The sequence below is a fragment of the Cyanobium sp. ULC082 genome, from assembly GCF_977927535.1.
Genome location: NZ_OZ376397.1, coordinates 893667 through 912797 on the forward strand (window position 1 = coordinate 893667; position 19131 = coordinate 912797).

The window sequence follows — 19131 nt, forward strand, 5'->3', positions numbered from 1 at the left end:
AGATCGTGATCAGCCAAAGAAATCCAGGGGGAACGGTCCCCATGTGCCTTCGGCGTCCGGATCCGAACCGTGATGGCCGGTGATCAGCAGCCCGTGGCCCAGACCGGTTTCAGGTCGGAGCCTGAACAGACCGGTGCTCTGGTTTCCCTTGAGGAACACCGGACCCGCCGCCGCCGGGAGGGCGTCTGCCTCTGCGACCAGGGCCTGCCAGCCCAGGGCCCGCTCACAGCTGCGCAGAGCCGCGACGGCGGCCGCTCCGGATGGAGCCATCACCCCGACCGTGAACCACTCACAGCCCGCGACCGTGGCCAGCAGCTCCCGCAGGATCCGCTCCTGTTGCCGGTCATCGATGGACGGGGCGGTGCGCAGGCCGCAGAGGTCGGCGAGGGAGGCCAGCTCAGGAAGATCCGTGGGTGGGTTCATCGGGTCAGCGGGACGTCCGGCCACTCTGCCCCTCCAGGTCCTGGCTTGGGGCGAGCAGCCAGCCAGCCGTCAGCTAGGGACTGTTCCAGACAAATCGCGACGTGGCGGCATAGTTCCAGACGAACACCACGGCGATGCCGGCGATCTGCGCGAAGAAGGTGTCATTGGAAATCTGGTTGTAAAACAGACTCGCCAGTCCAACGTTGGCCAGCATCGGCAGGGAGGCCACCGCCAGAAACTTGACCAGACCCGCCAGCAACGGCATGCCCTGGAGCCGGCGATGGCGAAAGGTGAGACTGTTGTTGATCAGATAGTTGGAGATTGCCGAAACAAGCACGGCAACCGGCAAGGCCAGCTCGAAGGAAAGGCCGATCAGCATCAACAGCTTGGAGGCCAGCAGCTGGAGGCCGACTCCGCTCAGGCCCACCAGAGCGAAGCTCACCGCACGGCGCGGCACCAGCCTCAACAGCAGGGTGTGCAGGATCGAAACACCGAAGTCCCAGAGCACTGCCTGATCCAGCTTTGAGCTTCCGTGGCTGCGGCTCTGAAAGTGGAGCGGGATCTCAGCCACCTTCAACTGGCCCCGGCTGAGGGCCAGCAGTTCATAGAGAAACTTGAACCCCTGAACATCCACCTGCCGCACCCAGGGCATGCAGCGATCCAGGTTCATCGCCATGAAGCCACTCATGTAATCGGTGAGCTGCCGGTAGCGGGGCAGGCTGAACCGCGCCAGCCGGTTGGCCAGGATCGATTGATCCTGGCGTGAGTCCGACAGGCCCAGGATCGAAGCTTCAGGGTGAAACCGGCTGCCGATCACCAGATCACTGCCCTGGCTCAGCAGGGCCTCCAGCGCCAAGCCCACCGCAATCGGTTGATGCTGACCATCACAGTCCATCACCACGGCAAGATCACCGGTGGCATCGAGCAGACCTTCCTTGATGGCGCTGGAGAGACCGGAGCGGCCGACCCGTCGGATCAGGCGGATCTCCGGTTGCTGGTGGGCGAGTTTCCTCACCTGCTCGGCCGTGCCGTCAGCGGAGTCGTCGTCGACCACGATCAGCTCAATCGACCACCGATCCCTCAGCAACAGCAACTGCTGCAGGATCACGGTGATCGTGGCGCATTCGTTGAAGGTGGGAAGAATGATCGACACCCGAGGTGCCGATGCTGGCGAATGCCCTGCCTGGGAGGTGCGGGGAAGAGAGACCAATCCGCTGGGTTCGAAGCTGCGGAAGGTTACTTGATGTACTCCTTCAGGACGCCGTTGCGGTTTGGGTGACGGAGCTTGCGCAGGGCTTTGGCTTCGATCTGACGGATGCGTTCGCGGGTCACATCGAAGATCTGACCGATTTCTTCAAGGGTCTTCATGCGGCCATCATCAAGGCCGTAGCGCAGGCGCAGCACATCCCGCTCCCGGGGGCTCAGGGTGGCCAGAACGCCTTCAAGATCTTCACGCAGCAGGTTCTTGGCGACATCCTGCTCTGGATTTTCAATGTCGGCTTCGATGAAGTCGCCGAGGCGTGAATCTTCCTCCTTGCCGATCGGAGTTTCCAGGGAGATCGGCAACTGGGCTGACTTGGCGATGAAGCGCAGCTTCTCGATCGTCATTTCCATGCTTTCAGCAATCTCTTCTTCGGTGGGTTTGCGTCCGAACTCCTGGCTGAGCACCTTGGTGGTTTTCTTGATCCTCGAAATGGTTTCGTAGAGATGAACCGGCAGCCGGATGGTGCGGCTCTGGTCGGCGATGGCGCGGGTGATCGCCTGACGGATCCACCAGGTGGCATAGGTGGAGAATTTGTAGCCTTTCTCGTGGTCGAACTTCTCGGCGGCACGGATCAGGCCGAGGCTGCCCTCCTGGATCAGATCCTGGAAGGAGAGGCCTCGGTTCATGTATTTCTTGGCAATCGACACCACCAGGCGCAGGTTGGACTGCACCATCTTTTCCTTGGCGCGCCGACCCAGCATCAACCGCCGCCGGAACTTCAGCAGGGTCATGTCAACGAGAACAGCCCACTCCTTGACATCGGGGTAATGGCCGTTGTCCTGCTCGAACTGGGTTGCGAGCTCCTCGAGCAGAAGCAGGTCGGCGATCTTGCGGGCGAGCTCGATCTCCTCATCAGGCCGCAGCAACCGGATCCGGCCGATCTCCTGGAGATAGACCCTGATCGAATCCTCGGTGTAGACACCCTTCGGACCCACCTTGATGCTGGCCAGCGCCTTGCTGGCAACAGGCTTGCCGGCGGGGGCAGGATCATCTCCCTCGGCCGCAGCCAGGAGCTGATCGGCGACATCATCGAGTTCAACAATGTCAAGGGGCAAATCGAGGCTGCCGGTGGGCTCGGCCTTGGCCTTCGCCGCCTTGGTGGTGGCCGCCTTGCCTGCGGTTGACTTGCCTGCGGTTGACTTGGTGGCCGCTGCTTTCGTGCCGACTTTCTTGGCCGCCGGTTTGCGGGTGCTCGTCACTGTGTTGACAGCTCCGTCGCTGAGCGGGGCCGATTCCGGATCGGTGGCGGTGGGATCGGGCTTGGGCCTGGCTTTGGCCCGGGGTGCTTTGGGCTTGATCTCGACGGTGACCTGCTCGCCCGCCTGGTTCGCAACCGCGAGGATCTCGGGTTCGGCTTTCGTGGACTTCAGGGCGGCAACAGGGCTCATAGGAATCGGCAGCTAAAGAAGCGGGATCGGGCGAAGCGGATGGGGATGGACGGATCAGGGCAGTGCCTGTGGTGCAGGCGCGCAGCGAACGCACAAGCAAAAATCACCCGCCAAGAACCTGGCCCCTGCGCTCAACCGGCAGGGGTTGAAACGACAAGGGGAAAAACAGTGATCAGCGAGGTCGAGCCAACAACGAAGTAGAACAGCACGGAGGCCTTTGCAGGGTTGTCAGGGGTGATCGCAGACTGGGAGAAAGGAAGGAGCGGAAACTCCGACAGGCTTTCTCGCCGTGTCTTCCCTCTGAACGAAACACTGATCAGCACCGGGTGCAGCTTGAGAGGCTGCTCAACCCATGCATTCTAAGAACCTGTATCGGTGTTTGCAAGGCAAAGACACCACCCCATCGCTTTGAACCAGGATCCGACCTGCTGGCAGGTGTGGCTGGAGGCCGGCCGGGAGGGGCGGGTGTTCAGCTACACCAACCCTCGGGACCTGGTCCTTGCACCTGGAGATCTGGTCAGGGTTTCCTTGCGGGGACGTCGGCAGATCGGCCTGGTGGTGTCCTGCCAGGAGGCTCCTCCCCCGGGGCTGGATCCTGGCAGGATGCTGCCGATTGAAGCTCTGCACCAGGCGGCAGCTGTTGATCCGCAATGGCAGGCTTTGCTCATGGAGGTGGCTGAAGACTGCCACACCAGCCTGTTCAAGACGCTCAAAACAGCCCTGCCAACAGGCTGGCTGGGCCAGCGCCGCCAGCCTCCTCCGACAACAGCCCGCCAGCGCCACTGGGTGGAGCCACTGGAGGCGGCGGCAGCCCATCCGGATCTTCCCCCTCGCCAACGGGAGCTGCTCGATCGCCTGTGGATGCAGCCCGAAGGAGCCTGGCTACAGGAAACCCTTCAAACCTGGGGCTTCAGTCGCTCGGTCGTGCAAGGTCTGGTGGGCCGTTCGCTGGTGCGGATTCAACCCAGACAAGCCCCATCCCCCAGCCAAACCACAGCCAGAGCCACAGCTACATCGCCGTCACCGCCCCTCCCGCTGCAGCCACCCCGGCAACTGAACCGGGCCCAGGCCGAAGCCCTGCAGCGGTTCGCCAGCTCACCAGGGGGGGCGACACTGCTGCTCTGGGGTATCACGGGGTCCGGCAAGACCGAGGTCTATCTGCAGGCGGCGGCCCAATGCCTCGCCGCAGGAGAAAGCAGCCTGCTGCTCACCCCGGAGATCGGCCTGGTGCCCCAGCTGCTGGATCGCTGCCGGGCACGGTTCGGTGGGCAAGTGATCGCCTATCACAGCGGGCTGGGGGAAGGCGAGCGCATCGCAGCCTGGAAGCAATGCCTCGCCGCGGATCGTCAGGGTGCCGTGGTGGTGGTGGGAACCCGCTCCGCCATCTTCCTGCCACTGGCGCAGCTGGGTCTGATCGTGCTCGATGAGGAGCACGACAGCTCCTACAAACAGGAAAGTCCGATGCCCTGCTACCACGCCAGAACCGTGGCCCAGCGTCGCGCCCGGCGCTGCGGGGCGCGACTGCTGCTCGGCAGCGCCACTCCTTCCCTGGAATCCTGGCTGGCCTGCAGGGCGAAGCCTGGCCAATCCGATGCGGCCGCCACCCTGCTGAGATTGCCGGAGCGGATCAGCGGGCAGAGCGATGCCCCGGTCCGGGTGGTCGACATGCGCCAGGAACTGGCCGGCGGCAACCGCCGCCTGATCAGCCGGGCCCTGCGGGACCGCCTCGATCGCCTGCGGGAGCAGGACGGCCAGGCGGTGGTGCTGGTGCCCAGGCGTGGATACAGCAGCTTCCTGAGCTGCCGAAGCTGCGGCGAGGTGGTTCAGTGCCCCCATTGCGACGTGCCGCTCACCGTCCATCGTCACCGCGATGGCCACCAATGGCTGCGCTGCCATTGGTGCGGCCACCGCCAGGAACCGGGCCTCCACTGCGGCCACTGCGGTTCAACGGCCTTCAAGCCCTTCGGGGCGGGAACCCAGCGGGTAATGGAACAACTGGAGCTGGAACTGGAGGGGTTGCGGCTGCTGCGTTTCGATCGCGACACCACCCGGGGACGGGATGGTCATCGCCGACTGCTGAGCCAGTTCGCTGCCGGCGAGGCGGATGTGTTGGTCGGTACCCAGATGCTCACCAAGGGGCTCGATCTCCCCCGGGTGACTCTGGCGGCCGTGCTGGCCGCCGACGGACTCCTGCATCGGCCTGATCTGCGCTCCGGTGAACAGTGCCTGCAGCTGCTGCTGCAGCTGGCTGGGCGGGCCGGCCGCGGTGAACGTCCCGGCGAAGTGATCGTGCAGACCTACAGCCCGGACCATCCGGTGATTCGTCACCTCGTCGATGGGCGCTACGACCGCTATCTGGAAAGCGAAGGGCAGATCCGCCAGCAGGCGGCACTTGTGCCGTACAGCCGGGCCTGCCTGCTGCGCCTGGCCGGCCCATCCGCCACCGCCACCGCCACGGCAGCCGCCAGCCTGGCCGAGCAACTGCGGGGACCGCTCCAGGCAGCCGGCTGGCAACTGGTCGGACCCGCCCCGGCTCCGGTCGCCCGGGTGGCCGGGCGCTATCGCTGGCAGCTGCTGTTGCACGGACCAGCCGACTCCGCCCTGCCCCTGCCGCCGGAAGCGGATCTGCGTGCGGCCCTGGGCCAGCAGGTGAACCTCAGCATCGACCCCGATCCTCAGGAGCTCTGATCAGGACTGGGTTCGATCAGGTGAGGGAAGCTCCGGCCAGCCGAATCCCGCCTGCCAGCGCAGGCGCTGCAGGGCGAGGGCCAGGCTGAGCAGAAGCAGGATGGCCAGAACACCGAGGCCGAGGCGGCTCCACCGCCAACAGCTCAGCTCCAGGCTGTTGAGCGCCCCGATCTGCAGAGGCCAGCGCACCCCATCCGCCCTGGGCTCAGCGGCCAGGGGCTGGGCCAGGCGGACAGCCTGGGGACTCAAGGGCCCGAGCACCACGCTCAGATCGAGGCCAGGCAGGTCAGCCAGCTGGCGCAGGTCCACCTCCAGTCCGAAGCGCTGCCGGGCTCCGAGCAGCCAGTTCCGCTCCCGCAGGAAAAGGCCGGGAGGGGGCAGCGTCAACCCGCCCAGCTCAGCTGCGGTTGCCGTGCTCAGGGCAAGCAGATCTGCGAGTGCCGGACCAGACAGGCTGGCGCTGCTCAGCCTCACCACCCCCTGCTCAGTGGTGATTGCCAGGCCGGTTCCCGGAGCCATGGGCAAGGCTTTCAGACCCTGGACGAACGCCCGTTGCCAGGGCAGCGGGCGCGTGCTCTCGCTGCTGAGGGTCTGCTGGAGTTGAAGCCGACCGGGAGCGCCGAAGCGCAACTCCGTCTCCACCCGCAGGCAACCGGAGAGCAGGGTGGTGAGCAGAAGCAGCAGGGTCACCACCACCACGGCGAAGCCCACCGGGCCCCGGGTCGGTCCGACCGGAGGGGATGGCGGCGGAGCAGGGCGATGGCTGACTGAACGACGGACGCTGGCGCTGGCCCTGAGGCGTCCCTGCAGTGCATCGCTGCCATTCAGCACCGGCAGGGTGAGCGACCAGTTCGCCGGCCGCTGCAGGGGCGGGGCCTCGAGAATCAGTTGAAGATCCCTGGCCTGGCTGCGGATCTCCGGGTCCTGGCAGACCCGCAGGCTGCGGCAACAGGCCGTCGCCGCAGCATCCTGTCCCTGGCCCAGCAGGGCGGTGACCATCAGCAGTCGCAGGCTGCCGCCGAAACCACTGCTGGCGGGATGGGCCAGAGCCAGGGGTTCTAGCAGCCGCAGGCAGACCCCGTAATCACCCCGCTCAAGTGCTGAACGGGCCGGCAGAAGCGGATCCTCAGCCATGCTCCTGAGGGGAGCGCCCCAACAGCATCGTGCCGATGCCGGCATCGGTGAACACCTCCAGCAGCAGGGCATGGGGCACCCGGCCATCGACGATATGGGCGGCGCCAACCCCCTGGGCCAGGGCGCGGATGCAGCACTGGGTCTTGGGCGTCATTCCACCGCTGACCACGCCGCTAGCGATCAGCTGCCGCGCTTCGGTGAGGCTCAGCTGGCGGAGCAACGAAGCCGGATCGTTGCGGTCCCGCAGGATGCCGGGCGTGTCGGTGAGCAGGATCAGCTTTTCGGCCTGCAGGGAGGCGGCCAGCTCCCCGGCCACGGTGTCGGCGTTGATGTTGTGCGATTGACCCAGGGGATTCGGCGCCACGCTTGAGATCACCGGGATGTAGCCGTTCTGCAGCAGAGGGGCGAGCACATCAGGGTTGACCGCCGCCACATCACCCACCAGGCCATGGGATCCATCGCCCCAGGTGCGCGCTTCCACCAGTCCTCCATCGCTGCCGGAGAGACCAACCGCCCGGCCACCCAGCCGGTTGAGCCCGTTGACGATCTGCTTGTTGACCCTGCCGACCAGCACCATTTCAACCACGTCCATCGTGTCGGAGTCGGTGATCCGCAGGCCATCCACGAAGTTGGGCTCAATGGCCATGCGGCTCAGCCACTGGTTGATCTCCGGGCCGCCGCCGTGGACCACCACCGGTTGAACCCCCACACAGGCCAGCAAGGCCAGATCACGGAACACGGCGTCGCGCAGCTCCTGATGCACCATGGCGGCGCCGCCGTACTTCACGACCACGCGGCGACCGGCGAAGCGCTGGATGTAAGGAAGCGCTTCGCTGAGAACGGAAACCCTCAGGCTGTCCTGGGGACTGATCAAGGGGTCCTGGCTCAAGGGGTCCTGGCGTAAAGGGTCCTGGGGCAGTGGGTCCTGGGGCAGTGGGTCCTGGGGCAGTGGGTCCTGGCTCAAGGGAATCGGCCGAAGAAACGAACGGGCATCAGGCGGATGCCGCTTCCAGGGTGGTGTTGCCCGGCTCAGCCGGCAACAGGGACAGATCGAGTTCGGCACTGCCTTGGGGGTCCAGTTCCGCCACCAGTCCAGGCCCGAAGAAACGACCCAGCCGTTCCTGCTTGGCCAGCCAGCGCTCGAGAGGCACCCCCTGGGTTCTGAACCGGAGAATCAGCCCATAGCCGCCATGGCGCTCCAGCTCAGCAACGCTGATCAGTTCGGGGGGCTGGTCGTCGTCCCAGAGCTTGAGCGCCTCAAGAGAACTTTCCAGATGGGCTTTCTGTCCGTAGCGCCAGCGGGTCACGTCCTTGAGCAGGGCGCTGAGCGGTTCGCTGGCGTCCAGCTCCCGCAGGTCCCGGAACTGGGCCGGTGGAGTGAGCCTGACCGCCGGGGGCAGCTCCGAAGACTTGAGGGCCAACCCGCCGAGCAGCAGGGGAATGCCGTAGAAAACTCCGGCCAGGCTGATGTTGGGGCTGTCGGTCGCATAGGCGATCGTGCCGACCACGGTAAGCACCGACCCGAGGATCGTGAGCAGGCTGCCGGGAGACGTGAGGGCTTGCATGGCGACCATTCTCCAGCAAGGGGGATGCGAGATGATGGTTTCAACCGTTCCAGCTGCCATTTCAGCTCGAACCTTCCTTCCGCCAGCGCCGAGATGACCACAACTGGACCCGAGCCGGCCCCGGCGGCAGAGAAGGCCCCAGAGCCGATCAGCACCCTGGAGCTGATCGAGCAACTCATTGCCGACCGGATCTGGCTGCTCCAGCAGATCGACGGGGGACGCTGGAGTGATCTGCGTCTTGATCTGGCGGCGCTGGAGCGGGAGCTCGGTCAGATGCTCGACCTGGCCAGCGAACGGTTCGCGAAGCGCTGAGCGCCCGCTGCGAGGGCGCTCAGAAGCACCCTTCAGAAAGGGATGTCATCGTCATCGGGCAGATCGGGCACCAGCGGAGACGTGTTCCAGGTGGGGGCTTCCGGGGCACGATTCGGCGGGGAAGTGGGCGCAGCGGCTGGGCGGGCCGGCACAGGTCGTGGCACGGTGCGGGCCGGAGCCTGGCCGGATGGGGCCGAAGCGGACGGCGCGCCCATGGGATGGAGCCGGGAGAGGGTGAACTCGGCCCGCTTCTCCTTGACGCCATCGGGCCGCGTGAACGTGCTTACCCTCAGGCGCCCCTCCAGCATCAGACGCTGGCCCACCTGAACCCGGTTCTGGAGGTCCTGCGCCAGATTGCCCCAGCCGACCACCTTCAGCTGCCCAGGGGGATCATCCGGCCTCAGTCCGTCAATCTGAACAGCCATCTCCGCCACAGGGGTCTGGTTGTCCTGGGTGTAACGCACCTGGGGCACTTCGAGCACCTCCACTTCCAGCACACAGTGATTCACAACCAGGAACGCGACAGCGGGCCACATCCTGATGCACGGCCCTGATTTCGACCAGCGCCGCAGGATCTGGCTGATCGCCGGCACCGGCGAGGGACCCGTTCTGGCTGCAGCCCTGCTCCGGCATGGCTGGCAGCTTTCGGTGGCGGTGGTGAGCCAGACCGCCAGCCGTGTCTACCCGTCCCACCCGGCCCTGAAGCTGGAGGTGGGCCCCCTCGACGGAGCAGCAGCAATGGCACAGCGGCTGGCTCAGGCCCACTCCGAGGGAAACCCCTTCGCCTGGGTGGTTGATGCCAGTCACCCGTTCGCGAGCCGGGTCACCGCCGACCTGGCGAGGGCCTGCGGCTGGAGTGGCCAGCCGCTGCTTCGCCTTGAGAGGCCCCTGCTGATGGCCCCGGCCGGACTGGATCGAACCGTGCTGCCAGACCTCGAAGAACTGGGCCGGCTGGACCTGCGTGGTGATCGGCTGCTGTTCGCGATCGGAGCCCGTCACCTGCGGCAGGCCGTGGCCCTGGCCGCCGCCGCAGTGCCCTTCGCCAGGCTGCTGCCCAGTCCGGAGAGCCTGCGGCTGGGTCGGGCCGCTGGACTGGCCGACGACCAGCTGGCCTGCCACAGGCCGGGCCGGAATGCGGGCTGGCCCGAGTTCACCCTGGAGCGTGCCCTGCTGCGCCACTGGTCCGTCACCACAGTGCTCTGCCGTCAGTCCGGCGGCCCGACGGAGCACGGCTGGCAAAGCCTCTGCAGCAACCTGGGGTTGCGCCTGCTGCTGCTGGCCCGACCGGCGGAACCGCCAGCTGGCACCAGGCTGGAGCTGGAGGCCATCGTCGAGATGATCGGCGCCCCTGGCCTCAGCCCAGGTGGGTGGCGACCAGATCCGGCAGGGAGGCCTGGGAGCGGGGACCCAGCTGGGTGACCACCTGGGCGGCACAGAGGGAGCCCAGACGGCCACAGCGCTCGAGGGAATCACCACGGGAGTAGCCGTAGAGGAAACCGGCGGCATAGAGATCACCGGCACCGGTGGTGTCGACCAGGGGACCGAGCTGGTAGGGCTCGATCACCACGGTGTCGCCCCCACTGAGCAGAACAGATCCGCGCTCGCTGCGGGTCAGGGCAGCCACCTGGCAGCGGCCACGCACCTGCTCCGCCGCCGCCTCGAAGCTGGAGGTTTCGTAGAGGGCGGTGATCTCCGCTTCATTGGCGAACAGCAGATCGACGTGACCATCGACCAGCTCCAGGAAGCTGGCACGGTGCCGATCGACGCAGAAGGCATCGGAGAGACTGAGGGCCACCTGGCCACCGCTCCGGCGCATCACCTCGGCGGCGGCGATGAAGGCCCGCTTGGCTGCCTCGCTGTCCCACAGGTAGCCCTCCAGGTAGAGAAGCCTGGCCTGAGCCACCAGATCGAGGTCGAGGTCTTCGGGTTCGAGGCCCACCGATGCCCCCAGATAGGTGCACATGGTGCGCTGGGCGTCCGGGCTCACCAGGATCAGGCAGCGGGCCGTCGAGGGGCCCGTGGTGGCCGCAGGGGTGTCGAAACCAGCGCCAACGGAACGGATGTCATGGGCGAAGATCGCGCCGAGCTGATCATCCCGGACGCGGCCGATGAAGGCGGCCTTGCCGCCGAGCTGGGCGATGCCGGCCATGGTGTTGGCCGCCGACCCACCGGAGGTTTCCAGCCCAGGACCGCTGGCGGCGTAGAGCCGCTGGGCCTGCTCCTCATCGACAAGGGCCATGGCGCCCTTGGTGAGTTGGTGGTCATCGAGAAAGCCGTCGTCGGTCTGGACGAGCACATCGACGATGGCGTTACCGATGGCGACGACATCAAGGGACTTGGTGGTCTCAGGCATTCAGAAGAGCTCGTTTGGGTCCGTGAATGGGGTCTTCGACCACGATGGTCTGATCCCGGTGAGCGCCAAGGGAGACGATCGCAATCGGAACTTCCATCAGCTCGGCAAGGTAGCGGAGATAGGACATCGCGGTAGCGGGGAGATCCTCCAGTCGCCGACAGTCGGCCGTGGAGCACTGCCAGCCCGGCAGGCTGACGAAGATCGGCTGACAGCGGGCGAAGGCTTCGGCACTGCTGGGGAAATGCTCGATCCGCTCCCCATCGAGCTCGTAGGCGACGCAGACCTGGATCACGTCGAGCTCATCGAGCACATCGAGCTTGGTGATCGCCAGGCAATCCAGCCCGTTGACCTCGACCGCATAGCGGCCGATCACCCCGTCGAACCAGCCGCAGCGGCGGCGACGACCGGTGGTGGTGCCGAATTCGTGCCCCCGGTCGCAGAGGTGGTCGTTCAGGCTTCCCTGCAGTTCGGTGGGGAACGGGCCCTCGCCGACCCGGGTGGTGTAGGCCTTCGCCACACCGATCACCCGATCGATCAGGGTGGGCCCGACACCGGCACCGATGCAGGCCCCCCCCGAAACGGGGTTGGAGGAGGTGACATAGGGGTAGGTGCCGTGATCGAGGTCGAGCAGGGTTCCCTGGGCCCCTTCGAACAGGATGTTCTTCCGGCCGCGGGCCGCCTGGTGAATCGTGCGGGTGCAGTCGACCACATGGGGGGCGAGGCGCTGCCCATAGGCGGAGTATTCACGGATCACCGCCTCCGAATCGAGCGGCGCCAGGCCGTAGATCTTCTCGAGCAGGAGATTCTTCTCGACCAGCGGCGCGGCGAGGCGATCGCGCAGCCGTTCCTCGTCGAGCAGATCGATCACCCGGATACCGTTCCGCTCGGCCTTGTCCGCATAGGTGGGACCGATGCCACGGCCTGTGGTGCCGATGCGCCGATCGCCGCGCCGCTGCTCCATCGCCTGATCCAGCAGACGGTGATAAGGCATCGTCACGTGGGCTGTTGAGGCCAGCTTGAGCCCGGCGATGTCGATGCCGTAGGCCAGCAACATGTCCAGTTCGCCCAGCATCACCTTCGGGTCCACAACCGTTCCGGAACCGATCAGGCAGATTGTTTCGGGATAGAGAATTCCGGACGGAATCAGGTGCAGTTTGAGCACCTTGTCATCAACAACGATCGTGTGGCCGGCGTTGACTCCCCCCTGGTACCGAACGACCACATCAGCGGAGCGGCTCAACAGGTCGGTGATCTTCCCCTTTCCTTCGTCACCCCACTGTGCTCCGATGACAACGACGTTGGCCAAGGACACAGCGGCCCGAAGCCGCTTCAAAGCACAAGGTTGGAGCCTGTCAGATCAGAGGCCCTTCCGTCAAAGGAAAGGGCGATCCCGACGCTTCAGGCACCGCGGGCCACACTGGCCTCCGCTTTTCTGAGTTCCTTCTCAAGGCGTGAGCGCAGGGCTTCCGGCAACGGCCGGTTGGCATAGTTCGCGTAGTGGCCAGCCAGGGAATTGATCGCTGTCTGCATGGTGGTGAAGGAACTCAACCCATTCACCCTGGGCTTGGGTCGGTAGTAAGCCACGTAACCCGTGACCAGAGTGCGGGCGGCGGTTTCGGCTTCGGCCCGGCCAGGGTCGTCGGCGGCGATCGCGATGGTGCTCAGCAGGGTCTGGGCGACCGTCAGCGTGTCATCGACGTAGGAGCCGCTCAGCGGGCCGGCGGGGCTGCCACAGCCACTGAGCGAGAGGCTCAGGGTGAGACAGATGGCCAGCAGTGCAGTGATCGGGCGCCGGATCGCCGCACCGAGCCCCCCGAACCAGGCCCGAACCGATTTCAGGCCGGCCGTTCGATCACACGCAGCAGCCATGGGCACTCGAATCCAACCCGGCAATTCTACGAGAACCCCCTGAGCCGGGCAGAATCAGCTGATCTCCAGACCCCGCCGCCCGGCAACCAGCCGTGGCAGAAGCCTGGCCAACAGGTCCGTGGCCGGCAGTTCCTCGCTGGCATGGCTGACGCGCTCGACCAGCTCCACCATCCCCGTGGCGGCTCCTCGTCCGACCACCACCCGCCAGGGAATGCCGATCAGATCTGCGTCCTTGAACTTCACACCGGCCCGCTCGCTGCGGTCATCGAGCAGCACATCGACAGCCGCGGCCCTGAGCTCCCCGTAAAGCCGCTTAGCCAGGCTGAGCTGGTCAGGGTCCTGACCGTTGGCCACCACCACGATCAGCTCGAACGGAGCGATCGCAACCGGCCAGCAGATGCCCTTGCCGTCGTGGTGCTGCTCCACCGCCGCCTGGGCCAGCCGCGACACACCGATGCCGTAACAACCCATCCAGAAGGCCTCATCGGTGCCGGCTTCGGTCGTGAAGCGGGCATCGAGGGCTTCCGAATACTTCCGACCCAGCTGGAAGATGTGGCCCACTTCAATGCCGCGGCAGGCCACAAGCCGCTGCTGGGGGTCGTGGAGACAGGGATCGCCGGGTTGGGCGGAGCGCAGATCGACCAGCTCGGGAAGCGGCGTCAGCGCTGGCCAGCCGTCTACCACCAGATGTTGGTTCAGCTGATTGGCACCGCAGACGAAACGATCCAGTTCGGCGACGCTGGGATCCGCCAGCCTGAGGAACTGGCGCCGCCAGTGGTTCGCGCCCTCAAGCACCGCGTCGTCGAGCTGAGGGCCAAGGAACCCGAAGGGCAGGGCCGCCACACCCTCTGACTCCAGCTGCTCGGCGGCGATGGGCAGGAGATCGAGCAGGGGGTGTGAAGGATCGGCCAACGTGGCAACCAGGGCATTGCGCAGCTTGACCTCATTGAGCTGCTGATCGCCGCGCAGGCAGACCAGGACGGGCTGGGCAGGCAGGCCCGAGAACCGGGCCAGCAGCAGCAGCACCTTGAGAATCCGGCTGGGAGCGAATCCATGGGCTTCGCTGAGCGCCGCGATCGAGCCCTGCCCCGGGGTCGCCACCACACCGGCGGAGACATTCGGATCAAGTGGCAGAGCAGGGGGCGCCATCGAAACGGCCCTCTCCTGGTTGGCGGCATAACAGCCGTCGGGGCTGGAGAGGATCAGGTCTTCACCCACCTCTGCGGTGACCATGAACTCCTGGCTGGCCGAGCCACCGATCGCGCCGCTGTCGGCTTCCACAGCGACGGTACGGAGTCCGCAGCGCTGAAAGATGCGGCGATAGGCCTGGTCCATCGCCAGGTAGGTGTCGGCCAGGCTGGTGGGGTCGGGATGAAAGGAGTAGGCATCTTTCATGATGAATTCCCGGCCGCGCATCAGGCCGAACCGCGGGCGGATCTCATCGCGGAACTTGGTCTGGATCTGATACAGGCAGACGGGCAACTGGCGATAGGAGCGCAGAAGATCGGCAGCCAGGGCCGTCACCACCTCCTCATGGGTCGGGCCCAGTCCCAGGGCACGGTCCTGGCGATCGATCAGATGGAACATGATCCCCTCGCCGGCCGTGTAGCCCTGCCAGCGACCGCTGCGTTCCCAGAGTTCAGCGGGCTGAAGCTGGGGCAGCAGGGTTTCAAGGGCTCCTGTGCGGTCCATCTCCTGGCGCACGATGGCATTGATCTTGCTCAGCACCCGCCAGAGCAGCGGCAGATAGGCATAGACACCGGCAGCGATCCGGCGGATGTATCCACCCCGCAGCAGCAACCTGTGGGAAGCGATCTCCGCCTCGGCCGGATCGTCGCGCAGTGTCACCAGCATCAGGTGCGACACGCGCATGATTCAAGGCTGACCGGGGGTCGTGGAACCTATCATCATCGCCTTCCTCCCCTGGACGAACAGGCCCCGAAGCGGGAAACTTCTGTTAGCTTCTCAAGCCTGTCCCAATCGTCTTGAATTCGTCTCATGGCTGTGGCTCCGCAGGATCCCGATGGTGGGATCACCTCGGCTGGTCTTCGGGCCGACGTCCCCTCAGCTGCGGCCTATCCGGGCGGCATTCCCCTGGTGGCATTTCCAGGCTCGGGATCCAGTGGCCCCTCCGAGGCCCTGATCGGTATCGATGACGTGCAGAACGCCCTGAACCGTTCCAGGGCCTCCGTCTATCGCTACACCAACACCGACCCACGCAACCTCAATCCGCCCTTCAATCCACGGCGGCTCAATCCTGAATACCGCACCGACCAGAAAGATCCGCTCCAGTTTCACCCCAACGAAGTGGCACGCTTCGCCCGCGATGTCCTGCGCATCAAGGAGGTCACCGTTGAGGTGCTCAATTCCCCCTCAACGGTGACCCAGGAGTTGCTGGGCTCGATCCTGGAGGAGCTGCAGGCCATCCGCGGCCTGCTCAACACCATGGAACAGGCCCCCGGCCCCCTCGAACTCAGCCGCAGACGCGAGAGTTTCGAGCAGTCCCGTCCAGCGGCGTGAATCAACCGGCCCGGGGCTTGATCGCCCAGCCAATCTGGTGCCAAGATAAAGGGATCAATCAGGAAGAATGATCTGAGGTTGTGTTGTTCGGTTGCCGCATCGGTCGGTTTCCCAGCTTCACAGCAGCGTTCTCAAACCTGGTTGTGCTCACCGATCAACCTGATGCCTGGCTGAGCCTGGCGATTCCAGGATCCGGGGAGCTGCTCCTCATTCCCAGTCCATGGACTCCGCCCAGCCCCGATTCAGCCTCGACGACCTCCCCCAATCCGCCCAGGAGCCAGCTGGGGATCCAGGTGAGGATCCATTCAGTCCGGGCACCATTCTCGAAAACAGCTCTCCCCTGCTCGGGGCCCTGATTGCCATCCTCTCCCTGCTCGTGCCGATCGGCGGCGTGATGGCTGATCGGTTCAGTCAGCCGGCCCTGCCCTTGCCCATCTCCGCTTCTCTGGGCGAAGGCCTCCAGAAGTCGGCCCCCTGAGGACGGCAGGAGTGATGTCAGCTGCTCCGCTGCAGCAGAAACCCCTCGTAGTTGAGGGCCTGAAAAACCCGGGCCGGATCGCCGAATCCGGCGGCGTTCACAAGAGCGGTGAACCGTCCGACTCCGATCGGATGAAGGCCCTGGCTGAGCGACTCAACGACCCCCCTCTCCTCACCCAGCCCGCTCGCGCTCTGAAAGCCGAGTTGGGCGGCGGCCATCTGGTCCGTAAGCAGGGGCAGGGCAGGACGCATCAGATCAACCAGAACCAGCTGCCCGCCAGGTTGGAGGCAGCGGGCCAGGGCCGTCAGAAAGGCCAGCTTGCTGCCGTCGTCCGGGAGGGACTCAAGCACCAGCACCGAGAGCGCTCCGGCAAACCTGTCCTGGGCGTCGAACGCTTCCACGTTCGACTGGCACCAGCTGATCATGGTTTGGTCGCCGAGGCGCCGGCGGGATGCCGAGAGCATCGCGGCAGATGGGTCGAGGGCAGTCAGTCGCCAGTCAGGTCGCTGAGCCACCGCCTCGACCAGCTCGGCGCCGGTGCCACAGCCTGCCACCAACACTTCCGACCCGGCCGGCCCGGCGACCGGCGAAGCTGACAGCAGAGCAACCGCCAGGCGAGCCAGGCTTGCGTAGCCGGGAATCAGGCGCTGCACCACCAGGTCGTAGCCATCGCCCAGCTGGTCTGCGACCAGTTGGCCAGAAACCAATGGATCAGTCAGTGGATCGGCCGGTGGATCGGCTGGTTGATCAGCGACCGTGGGGTCGAGTGGAATGTCCGGCAAAAATTCAGCAGCCAAAGACCCGCCATGACGGAGACACAATTTAGCGGTGACAGCCGCCAAGAACCCTTGCTGAGCTGTGCTGAATCGACCGTCGAGCAGGTAAGTTTGGTGGCGCCGTCGAGCGTTGTCATCCGTGCCCACCATCCGCTTTGAACAGGAAGGCCAGCAGGTCGGATGCATCGAGGGAGCCAACCTGCGCAAAGCGGCACTCGACGCCGGCATCAACCCCTACAAGGGTCTGAACAATTTCAACAACTGCGGTGGCCTCGGCCAGTGCGGCACCTGCGTCATGGAAGTGCTGGAGGGTGCCCGCAACCTTTCTCCCCGCAGCGATGTGGAACAGGTCTATCTGGCTGATCGTCCTGCCAACTTCCGGTTGAGCTGCCGCACCTCCGTCAACGGCGACGTCACGGTGCGTACCCGTCCGGATGCGGCGGTGGGCAAGGGATCCAACAGCCTGGTCGGCGCCCTCAAGTCCCTCGTCGGCAGGAAGTGAGCCCCAGCCCGCTGCGGCTCTACAGCTATCCCCGTTGCAGCACCTGCCGCAAGGCGATCAAATGGCTTGACCAGCATGGCGTTGCGATGGTCTTGCACGACATCACCCTGACGCCCCCGTCCAGGTCGGACCTTGCGCTTGCCTGGGGTGAGCTGTCGCCCCCGCAGCGATTGTTCAACAGCAGCGGCCAGAGTTACCGCTCCCTCGGCGCCGCCACCGCCAGGGCGATGACCATGGAGCAGGCGCTTGATGCGCTCTTTGCCGACGGCAAACTGATTCGCCGCCCCTTCCTGATCAGGGCTGATCCTTCCCTGGTGCTGGTGGGTTTTGACCCGGAACGCTGGAGTGAAGCCCTTCTGACGACTCCACAGGCACCATCAAGGCATCCAGTTCCCCCATCAGCGCATTGATCCCCACCCGGTTGATCTGGGCCAGATAGGTGAGCTTGAGTTCCTCCAGCAGATTGCAGACCAGCTGCTGGCTCCGCTCCAGTGCCTCGCCGTTCTCGAGCGAGCTGGCCAGCTCCTCCCAGAAGCGATCCACCAGACGCTGCAACAGGTCAACCTGCTGGTTGTCGCGCTGCTGGAGCCGTTCACCGGTGCTGCGTGAGAGTTCCAGGAGGCTCACCGCCATGCCACCGGCCAGCTGCTTGGAGAGCCCCCGCTCGATCTGAAGCAAAGGCTGAAGCTGACGCAATCCGGGAGGAACCACCAGCCCCTGCAGGCTCTGCTGGAGGGAGTGGCTGAGCACCGCCGCCAGTTCAGGCTCGAGCCGTGGCGCCACCTGCCGCAGCAGCAGCGGGCCCCAGATCCTCAGCAGTTCCACCAGCTCCCGCTCGTTGTTGATCGTGACGATCTGGTGGCTGCGCAGGCGACGAATCCGCTGGGGCCACTGGGGGGAACGGATCACCCCCTGGGCTCCGTCCATCAACTGCAGGGCCAGCACTTCGAACAGCTCCACCGCCAGCAGGGCCACCACCACCCGACTGACCACAGCCCGCAGCGGCTCGAAGCTCACCAGTCCACTGGTCTGCAGGCGTTCGATGACAGGAATCAGCCGCAACAGGCGCCAGACGGGAAGCAGCAGCGGCAGGTCGGTCCAGCGACGCAGCAGGGCTCCACGCCAGCTCAGCCCGGGGACCCGGCGGCGGATCCGCACGACCCGAAGCAGAATGTCAACAAGAAAAACGCTCTGGAACAGCAGCAGGTCCGCTCGCCAGAAATGATCGGTCGGACGACCATTCTCATCGATCGAGCGCCAGTAGTTGGTCGCCACCAACGGCAGGATCTGCTGGCGCCAGAACAGCCGCTCGCTGGCCCAGGAACGGTTCTGCAGCCACTCGTCGCTCAGCAACCGGGCTGCCGCCTCCCTGGCGGAGGGGATGTCGGCCCGCTGACGCATCCGGTTCTTGATCTTCTCCAGGGTGCCGGATCCGCCGGAGGCCAGAAAGGGGTTGTCCTGGATCATGTCCTGGGCCAGCCGCACCTGGCGGAGCCGAAAGGCCTCGGCCCTTGAACCGGATTCCATCGCCCGGTCGAGCTGCTCGAACTGATCGAGGAAGGCCTGGCTTTCGCGGTGGGGTTCGATCCCCTTGATCGGGTCGTAGAGCGGGGTGATGTCCGGCAACCAATGCAGCGGCAGAGCCAGGGGCACCGAGGGGAGCGGATAGAGGTTGCGCTGCAGCCAGAAATTCCGCAGCGGCACGTAACTGAGGTCGAAGCAGACCCAGAGGAGATTGAGGCTGGCCCAGAGGGCTACGAACTGGTCCCAGCGACGACCGGGTGAGCGGGTCCCGAGCGTTCGGATCCTCTGCCAGCGGGGCCGGGCCATGGGGCTGCTCCATTCCTCACCAGCGTAGG

Annotated in this window: 21 protein-coding genes; 7 read left to right on the forward strand and 14 right to left on the reverse strand. The window is 65.5% G+C overall.

The genetic code is table 11. From position 1 onward, the window contains the following. Positions 1 to 9: 9 nt before the first annotated feature. From ACXMDY_RS04775 to ACXMDY_RS04790, 4 genes are all read right to left on the reverse strand, one after another. Positions 10 to 423, reverse strand: a complete 414-nt coding sequence (locus tag ACXMDY_RS04775; RefSeq protein ID WP_259701322.1) for a DUF1824 family protein — start codon at positions 421 to 423, stop codon at positions 10 to 12. A gap of 73 nt (positions 424 to 496) precedes the next feature. Then, positions 497 to 1576: a glycosyltransferase gene (locus ACXMDY_RS04780; protein ID WP_259701321.1), complete on the reverse strand. Its 1080-nt coding sequence runs from the start codon at positions 1574 to 1576 to the stop codon at positions 497 to 499. 83 nt (positions 1577 to 1659) lie between these two features. After that, positions 1660 to 3075 (reverse strand): RNA polymerase sigma factor RpoD, encoded by a 1416-nt coding sequence (gene rpoD / locus ACXMDY_RS04785; RefSeq protein ID WP_259701320.1) that lies wholly within the window; start codon positions 3073 to 3075, stop codon positions 1660 to 1662. A gap of 131 nt (positions 3076 to 3206) precedes the next feature. Then, positions 3207 to 3398: a hypothetical protein gene (locus ACXMDY_RS04790; RefSeq protein ID WP_259727274.1), complete on the reverse strand. Its 192-nt coding sequence runs from the start codon at positions 3396 to 3398 to the stop codon at positions 3207 to 3209. An 85-nt stretch (positions 3399 to 3483) separates the two neighbouring features. Here ACXMDY_RS04790 and priA point away from each other — a divergent pair, with 85 nt between their 5' ends. Next, the gene (gene priA, locus ACXMDY_RS04795; RefSeq protein WP_259701319.1) at positions 3484 to 5763 is read left to right on the forward strand and encodes a replication restart helicase PriA; all 2280 of its coding nucleotides are present in this window, start codon (positions 3484 to 3486) and stop codon (positions 5761 to 5763) included. Here the strand turns inward: priA and ACXMDY_RS04800 are convergent, their stop codons facing one another. The 3 genes from ACXMDY_RS04800 to ACXMDY_RS04810 form a co-directional block, all read right to left on the reverse strand. Then, positions 5764 to 6897, reverse strand: coding sequence for a DUF3153 domain-containing protein (locus ACXMDY_RS04800; RefSeq protein WP_259701318.1), 1134 nt, complete (start codon positions 6895 to 6897; stop codon positions 5764 to 5766). Next, complete coding sequence (gene argB / locus ACXMDY_RS04805) at positions 6890 to 7786, reverse strand: acetylglutamate kinase (RefSeq protein ID WP_259701332.1); 897 nt, start codon at positions 7784 to 7786, stop codon at positions 6890 to 6892. The genes ACXMDY_RS04800 and argB overlap by 8 nt, the downstream gene beginning before the upstream one ends. Before the next feature lie 103 nt (positions 7787 to 7889). Continuing rightward, positions 7890 to 8462, reverse strand: a complete 573-nt coding sequence (locus tag ACXMDY_RS04810; RefSeq protein ID WP_259701317.1) for a DUF2854 domain-containing protein — start codon at positions 8460 to 8462, stop codon at positions 7890 to 7892. Positions 8463 to 8555: 93 nt separating this feature from the next. Between ACXMDY_RS04810 and ACXMDY_RS04815 the strand changes: the two genes are divergently transcribed. Beyond that, positions 8556 to 8774, forward strand: a complete 219-nt coding sequence (locus ACXMDY_RS04815) for a hypothetical protein (protein WP_259701316.1) — start codon at positions 8556 to 8558, stop codon at positions 8772 to 8774. Positions 8775 to 8806: 32 nt separating this feature from the next. Here ACXMDY_RS04815 and ACXMDY_RS04820 read toward each other — a convergent pair whose 3' ends face one another. Continuing rightward, positions 8807 to 9283: a single-stranded DNA-binding protein gene (locus ACXMDY_RS04820; protein WP_259701331.1), complete on the reverse strand. Its 477-nt coding sequence runs from the start codon at positions 9281 to 9283 to the stop codon at positions 8807 to 8809. A 31-nt stretch (positions 9284 to 9314) separates the two neighbouring features. Here ACXMDY_RS04820 and ACXMDY_RS04825 point away from each other — a divergent pair, with 31 nt between their 5' ends. After that, positions 9315 to 10193, forward strand: coding sequence for a precorrin-6A/cobalt-precorrin-6A reductase (locus ACXMDY_RS04825; protein ID WP_259701315.1), 879 nt, complete (start codon positions 9315 to 9317; stop codon positions 10191 to 10193). Here the strand turns inward: ACXMDY_RS04825 and ACXMDY_RS04830 are convergent. The 4 genes from ACXMDY_RS04830 to ACXMDY_RS04845 form a co-directional block, all read right to left on the reverse strand. Beyond that, positions 10129 to 11127 carry an adenosine kinase gene (locus ACXMDY_RS04830; protein WP_259701314.1) on the reverse strand — a complete coding sequence of 333 codons (999 nt, stop codon included), beginning with the start codon at positions 11125 to 11127 and terminating at the stop codon, positions 10129 to 10131. The two genes, ACXMDY_RS04825 and ACXMDY_RS04830, sit on opposite strands and share 65 nt — an antisense overlap. Next, positions 11120 to 12439: an adenylosuccinate synthase gene (locus ACXMDY_RS04835; protein ID WP_259701313.1), complete on the reverse strand. Its 1320-nt coding sequence runs from the start codon at positions 12437 to 12439 to the stop codon at positions 11120 to 11122. Before ACXMDY_RS04835 ends, ACXMDY_RS04830 begins: the two co-directional genes overlap by 8 nt. A gap of 86 nt (positions 12440 to 12525) precedes the next feature. After that, positions 12526 to 12996 (reverse strand): photosystem II protein Psb27, encoded by a 471-nt coding sequence (gene psb27 / locus ACXMDY_RS04840; protein ID WP_259701312.1) that lies wholly within the window; start codon positions 12994 to 12996, stop codon positions 12526 to 12528. 54 nt (positions 12997 to 13050) lie between these two features. Continuing rightward, the gene (locus tag ACXMDY_RS04845; protein WP_259701311.1) at positions 13051 to 14868 is read right to left on the reverse strand and encodes a proline--tRNA ligase; all 1818 of its coding nucleotides are present in this window, start codon (positions 14866 to 14868) and stop codon (positions 13051 to 13053) included. A gap of 126 nt (positions 14869 to 14994) precedes the next feature. On the opposite strand from ACXMDY_RS04845, the gene ACXMDY_RS04850 reads away from it, so the two are divergent. Next, positions 14995 to 15516: a hypothetical protein gene (locus ACXMDY_RS04850; RefSeq protein ID WP_259701310.1), complete on the forward strand. Its 522-nt coding sequence runs from the start codon at positions 14995 to 14997 to the stop codon at positions 15514 to 15516. Between the two features lie 220 nt (positions 15517 to 15736). Beyond that, complete coding sequence (locus tag ACXMDY_RS04855) at positions 15737 to 15994, forward strand: hypothetical protein (RefSeq protein WP_259701309.1); 258 nt, start codon at positions 15737 to 15739, stop codon at positions 15992 to 15994. 17 nt (positions 15995 to 16011) lie between these two features. On the opposite strand, the gene ACXMDY_RS04860 is transcribed toward ACXMDY_RS04855, so the two are convergent. Then, the gene (locus ACXMDY_RS04860) at positions 16012 to 16776 is read right to left on the reverse strand and encodes a class I SAM-dependent methyltransferase (protein WP_259701308.1); all 765 of its coding nucleotides are present in this window, start codon (positions 16774 to 16776) and stop codon (positions 16012 to 16014) included. Between the two features lie 133 nt (positions 16777 to 16909). On the opposite strand from ACXMDY_RS04860, the gene ACXMDY_RS04865 reads away from it, so the two are divergent. Both ACXMDY_RS04865 and ACXMDY_RS04870 read left to right on the forward strand, forming a co-directional pair. Next, positions 16910 to 17272: a (2Fe-2S)-binding protein gene (locus tag ACXMDY_RS04865; protein ID WP_259701307.1), complete on the forward strand. Its 363-nt coding sequence runs from the start codon at positions 16910 to 16912 to the stop codon at positions 17270 to 17272. Beyond that, positions 17269 to 17682 (forward strand): Spx/MgsR family RNA polymerase-binding regulatory protein, encoded by a 414-nt coding sequence (locus ACXMDY_RS04870; protein WP_259701306.1) that lies wholly within the window; start codon positions 17269 to 17271, stop codon positions 17680 to 17682. Before ACXMDY_RS04865 ends, ACXMDY_RS04870 begins: the two co-directional genes overlap by 4 nt. Here ACXMDY_RS04870 and ACXMDY_RS04875 read toward each other — a convergent pair. Further along, positions 17567 to 19102 carry a hypothetical protein gene (locus ACXMDY_RS04875; RefSeq protein WP_259701305.1) on the reverse strand — a complete coding sequence of 512 codons (1536 nt, stop codon included), beginning with the start codon at positions 19100 to 19102 and terminating at the stop codon, positions 17567 to 17569. The two genes, ACXMDY_RS04870 and ACXMDY_RS04875, sit on opposite strands and share 116 nt — an antisense overlap. Positions 19103 to 19131: the final 29 nt, after the last annotated feature.

What these genes read in the sequence shown, in the direction of transcription:
- ACXMDY_RS04815 (WP_259701316.1), top strand. Translation starts at nt 8,556, where the DNA reads ATGACCACAACTGGACCCGAGCCGGCCCCGGCGGCAGAGAAGGCCCCA.
- ACXMDY_RS04810 (WP_259701317.1), bottom strand. Translation starts at nt 8,462, where the DNA reads ATGCAAGCCCTCACGTCTCCCGGCAGCCTGCTCACGATCCTCGGGTCG.
- ACXMDY_RS04845 (WP_259701311.1), bottom strand. Translation starts at nt 14,868, where the DNA reads ATGCGCGTGTCGCACCTGATGCTGGTGACACTGCGCGACGATCCGGCC.
- ACXMDY_RS04825 (WP_259701315.1), top strand. Translation starts at nt 9,315, where the DNA reads ATGCACGGCCCTGATTTCGACCAGCGCCGCAGGATCTGGCTGATCGCC.
- ACXMDY_RS04800 (WP_259701318.1), bottom strand. Translation starts at nt 6,897, where the DNA reads ATGGCTGAGGATCCGCTTCTGCCGGCCCGTTCAGCACTTGAGCGGGGT.
- ACXMDY_RS04850 (WP_259701310.1), top strand. Translation starts at nt 14,995, where the DNA reads ATGGCTGTGGCTCCGCAGGATCCCGATGGTGGGATCACCTCGGCTGGT.
- rpoD (WP_259701320.1), bottom strand. Translation starts at nt 3,075, where the DNA reads ATGAGCCCTGTTGCCGCCCTGAAGTCCACGAAAGCCGAACCCGAGATC.
- ACXMDY_RS04875 (WP_259701305.1), bottom strand. Translation starts at nt 19,102, where the DNA reads ATGGCCCGGCCCCGCTGGCAGAGGATCCGAACGCTCGGGACCCGCTCA.
- ACXMDY_RS04775 (WP_259701322.1), bottom strand. Translation starts at nt 423, where the DNA reads ATGAACCCACCCACGGATCTTCCTGAGCTGGCCTCCCTCGCCGACCTC.
- ACXMDY_RS04855 (WP_259701309.1), top strand. Translation starts at nt 15,737, where the DNA reads ATGGACTCCGCCCAGCCCCGATTCAGCCTCGACGACCTCCCCCAATCC.
- psb27 (WP_259701312.1), bottom strand. Translation starts at nt 12,996, where the DNA reads ATGGCTGCTGCGTGTGATCGAACGGCCGGCCTGAAATCGGTTCGGGCC.
- ACXMDY_RS04830 (WP_259701314.1), bottom strand. Translation starts at nt 11,127, where the DNA reads ATGCCTGAGACCACCAAGTCCCTTGATGTCGTCGCCATCGGTAACGCC.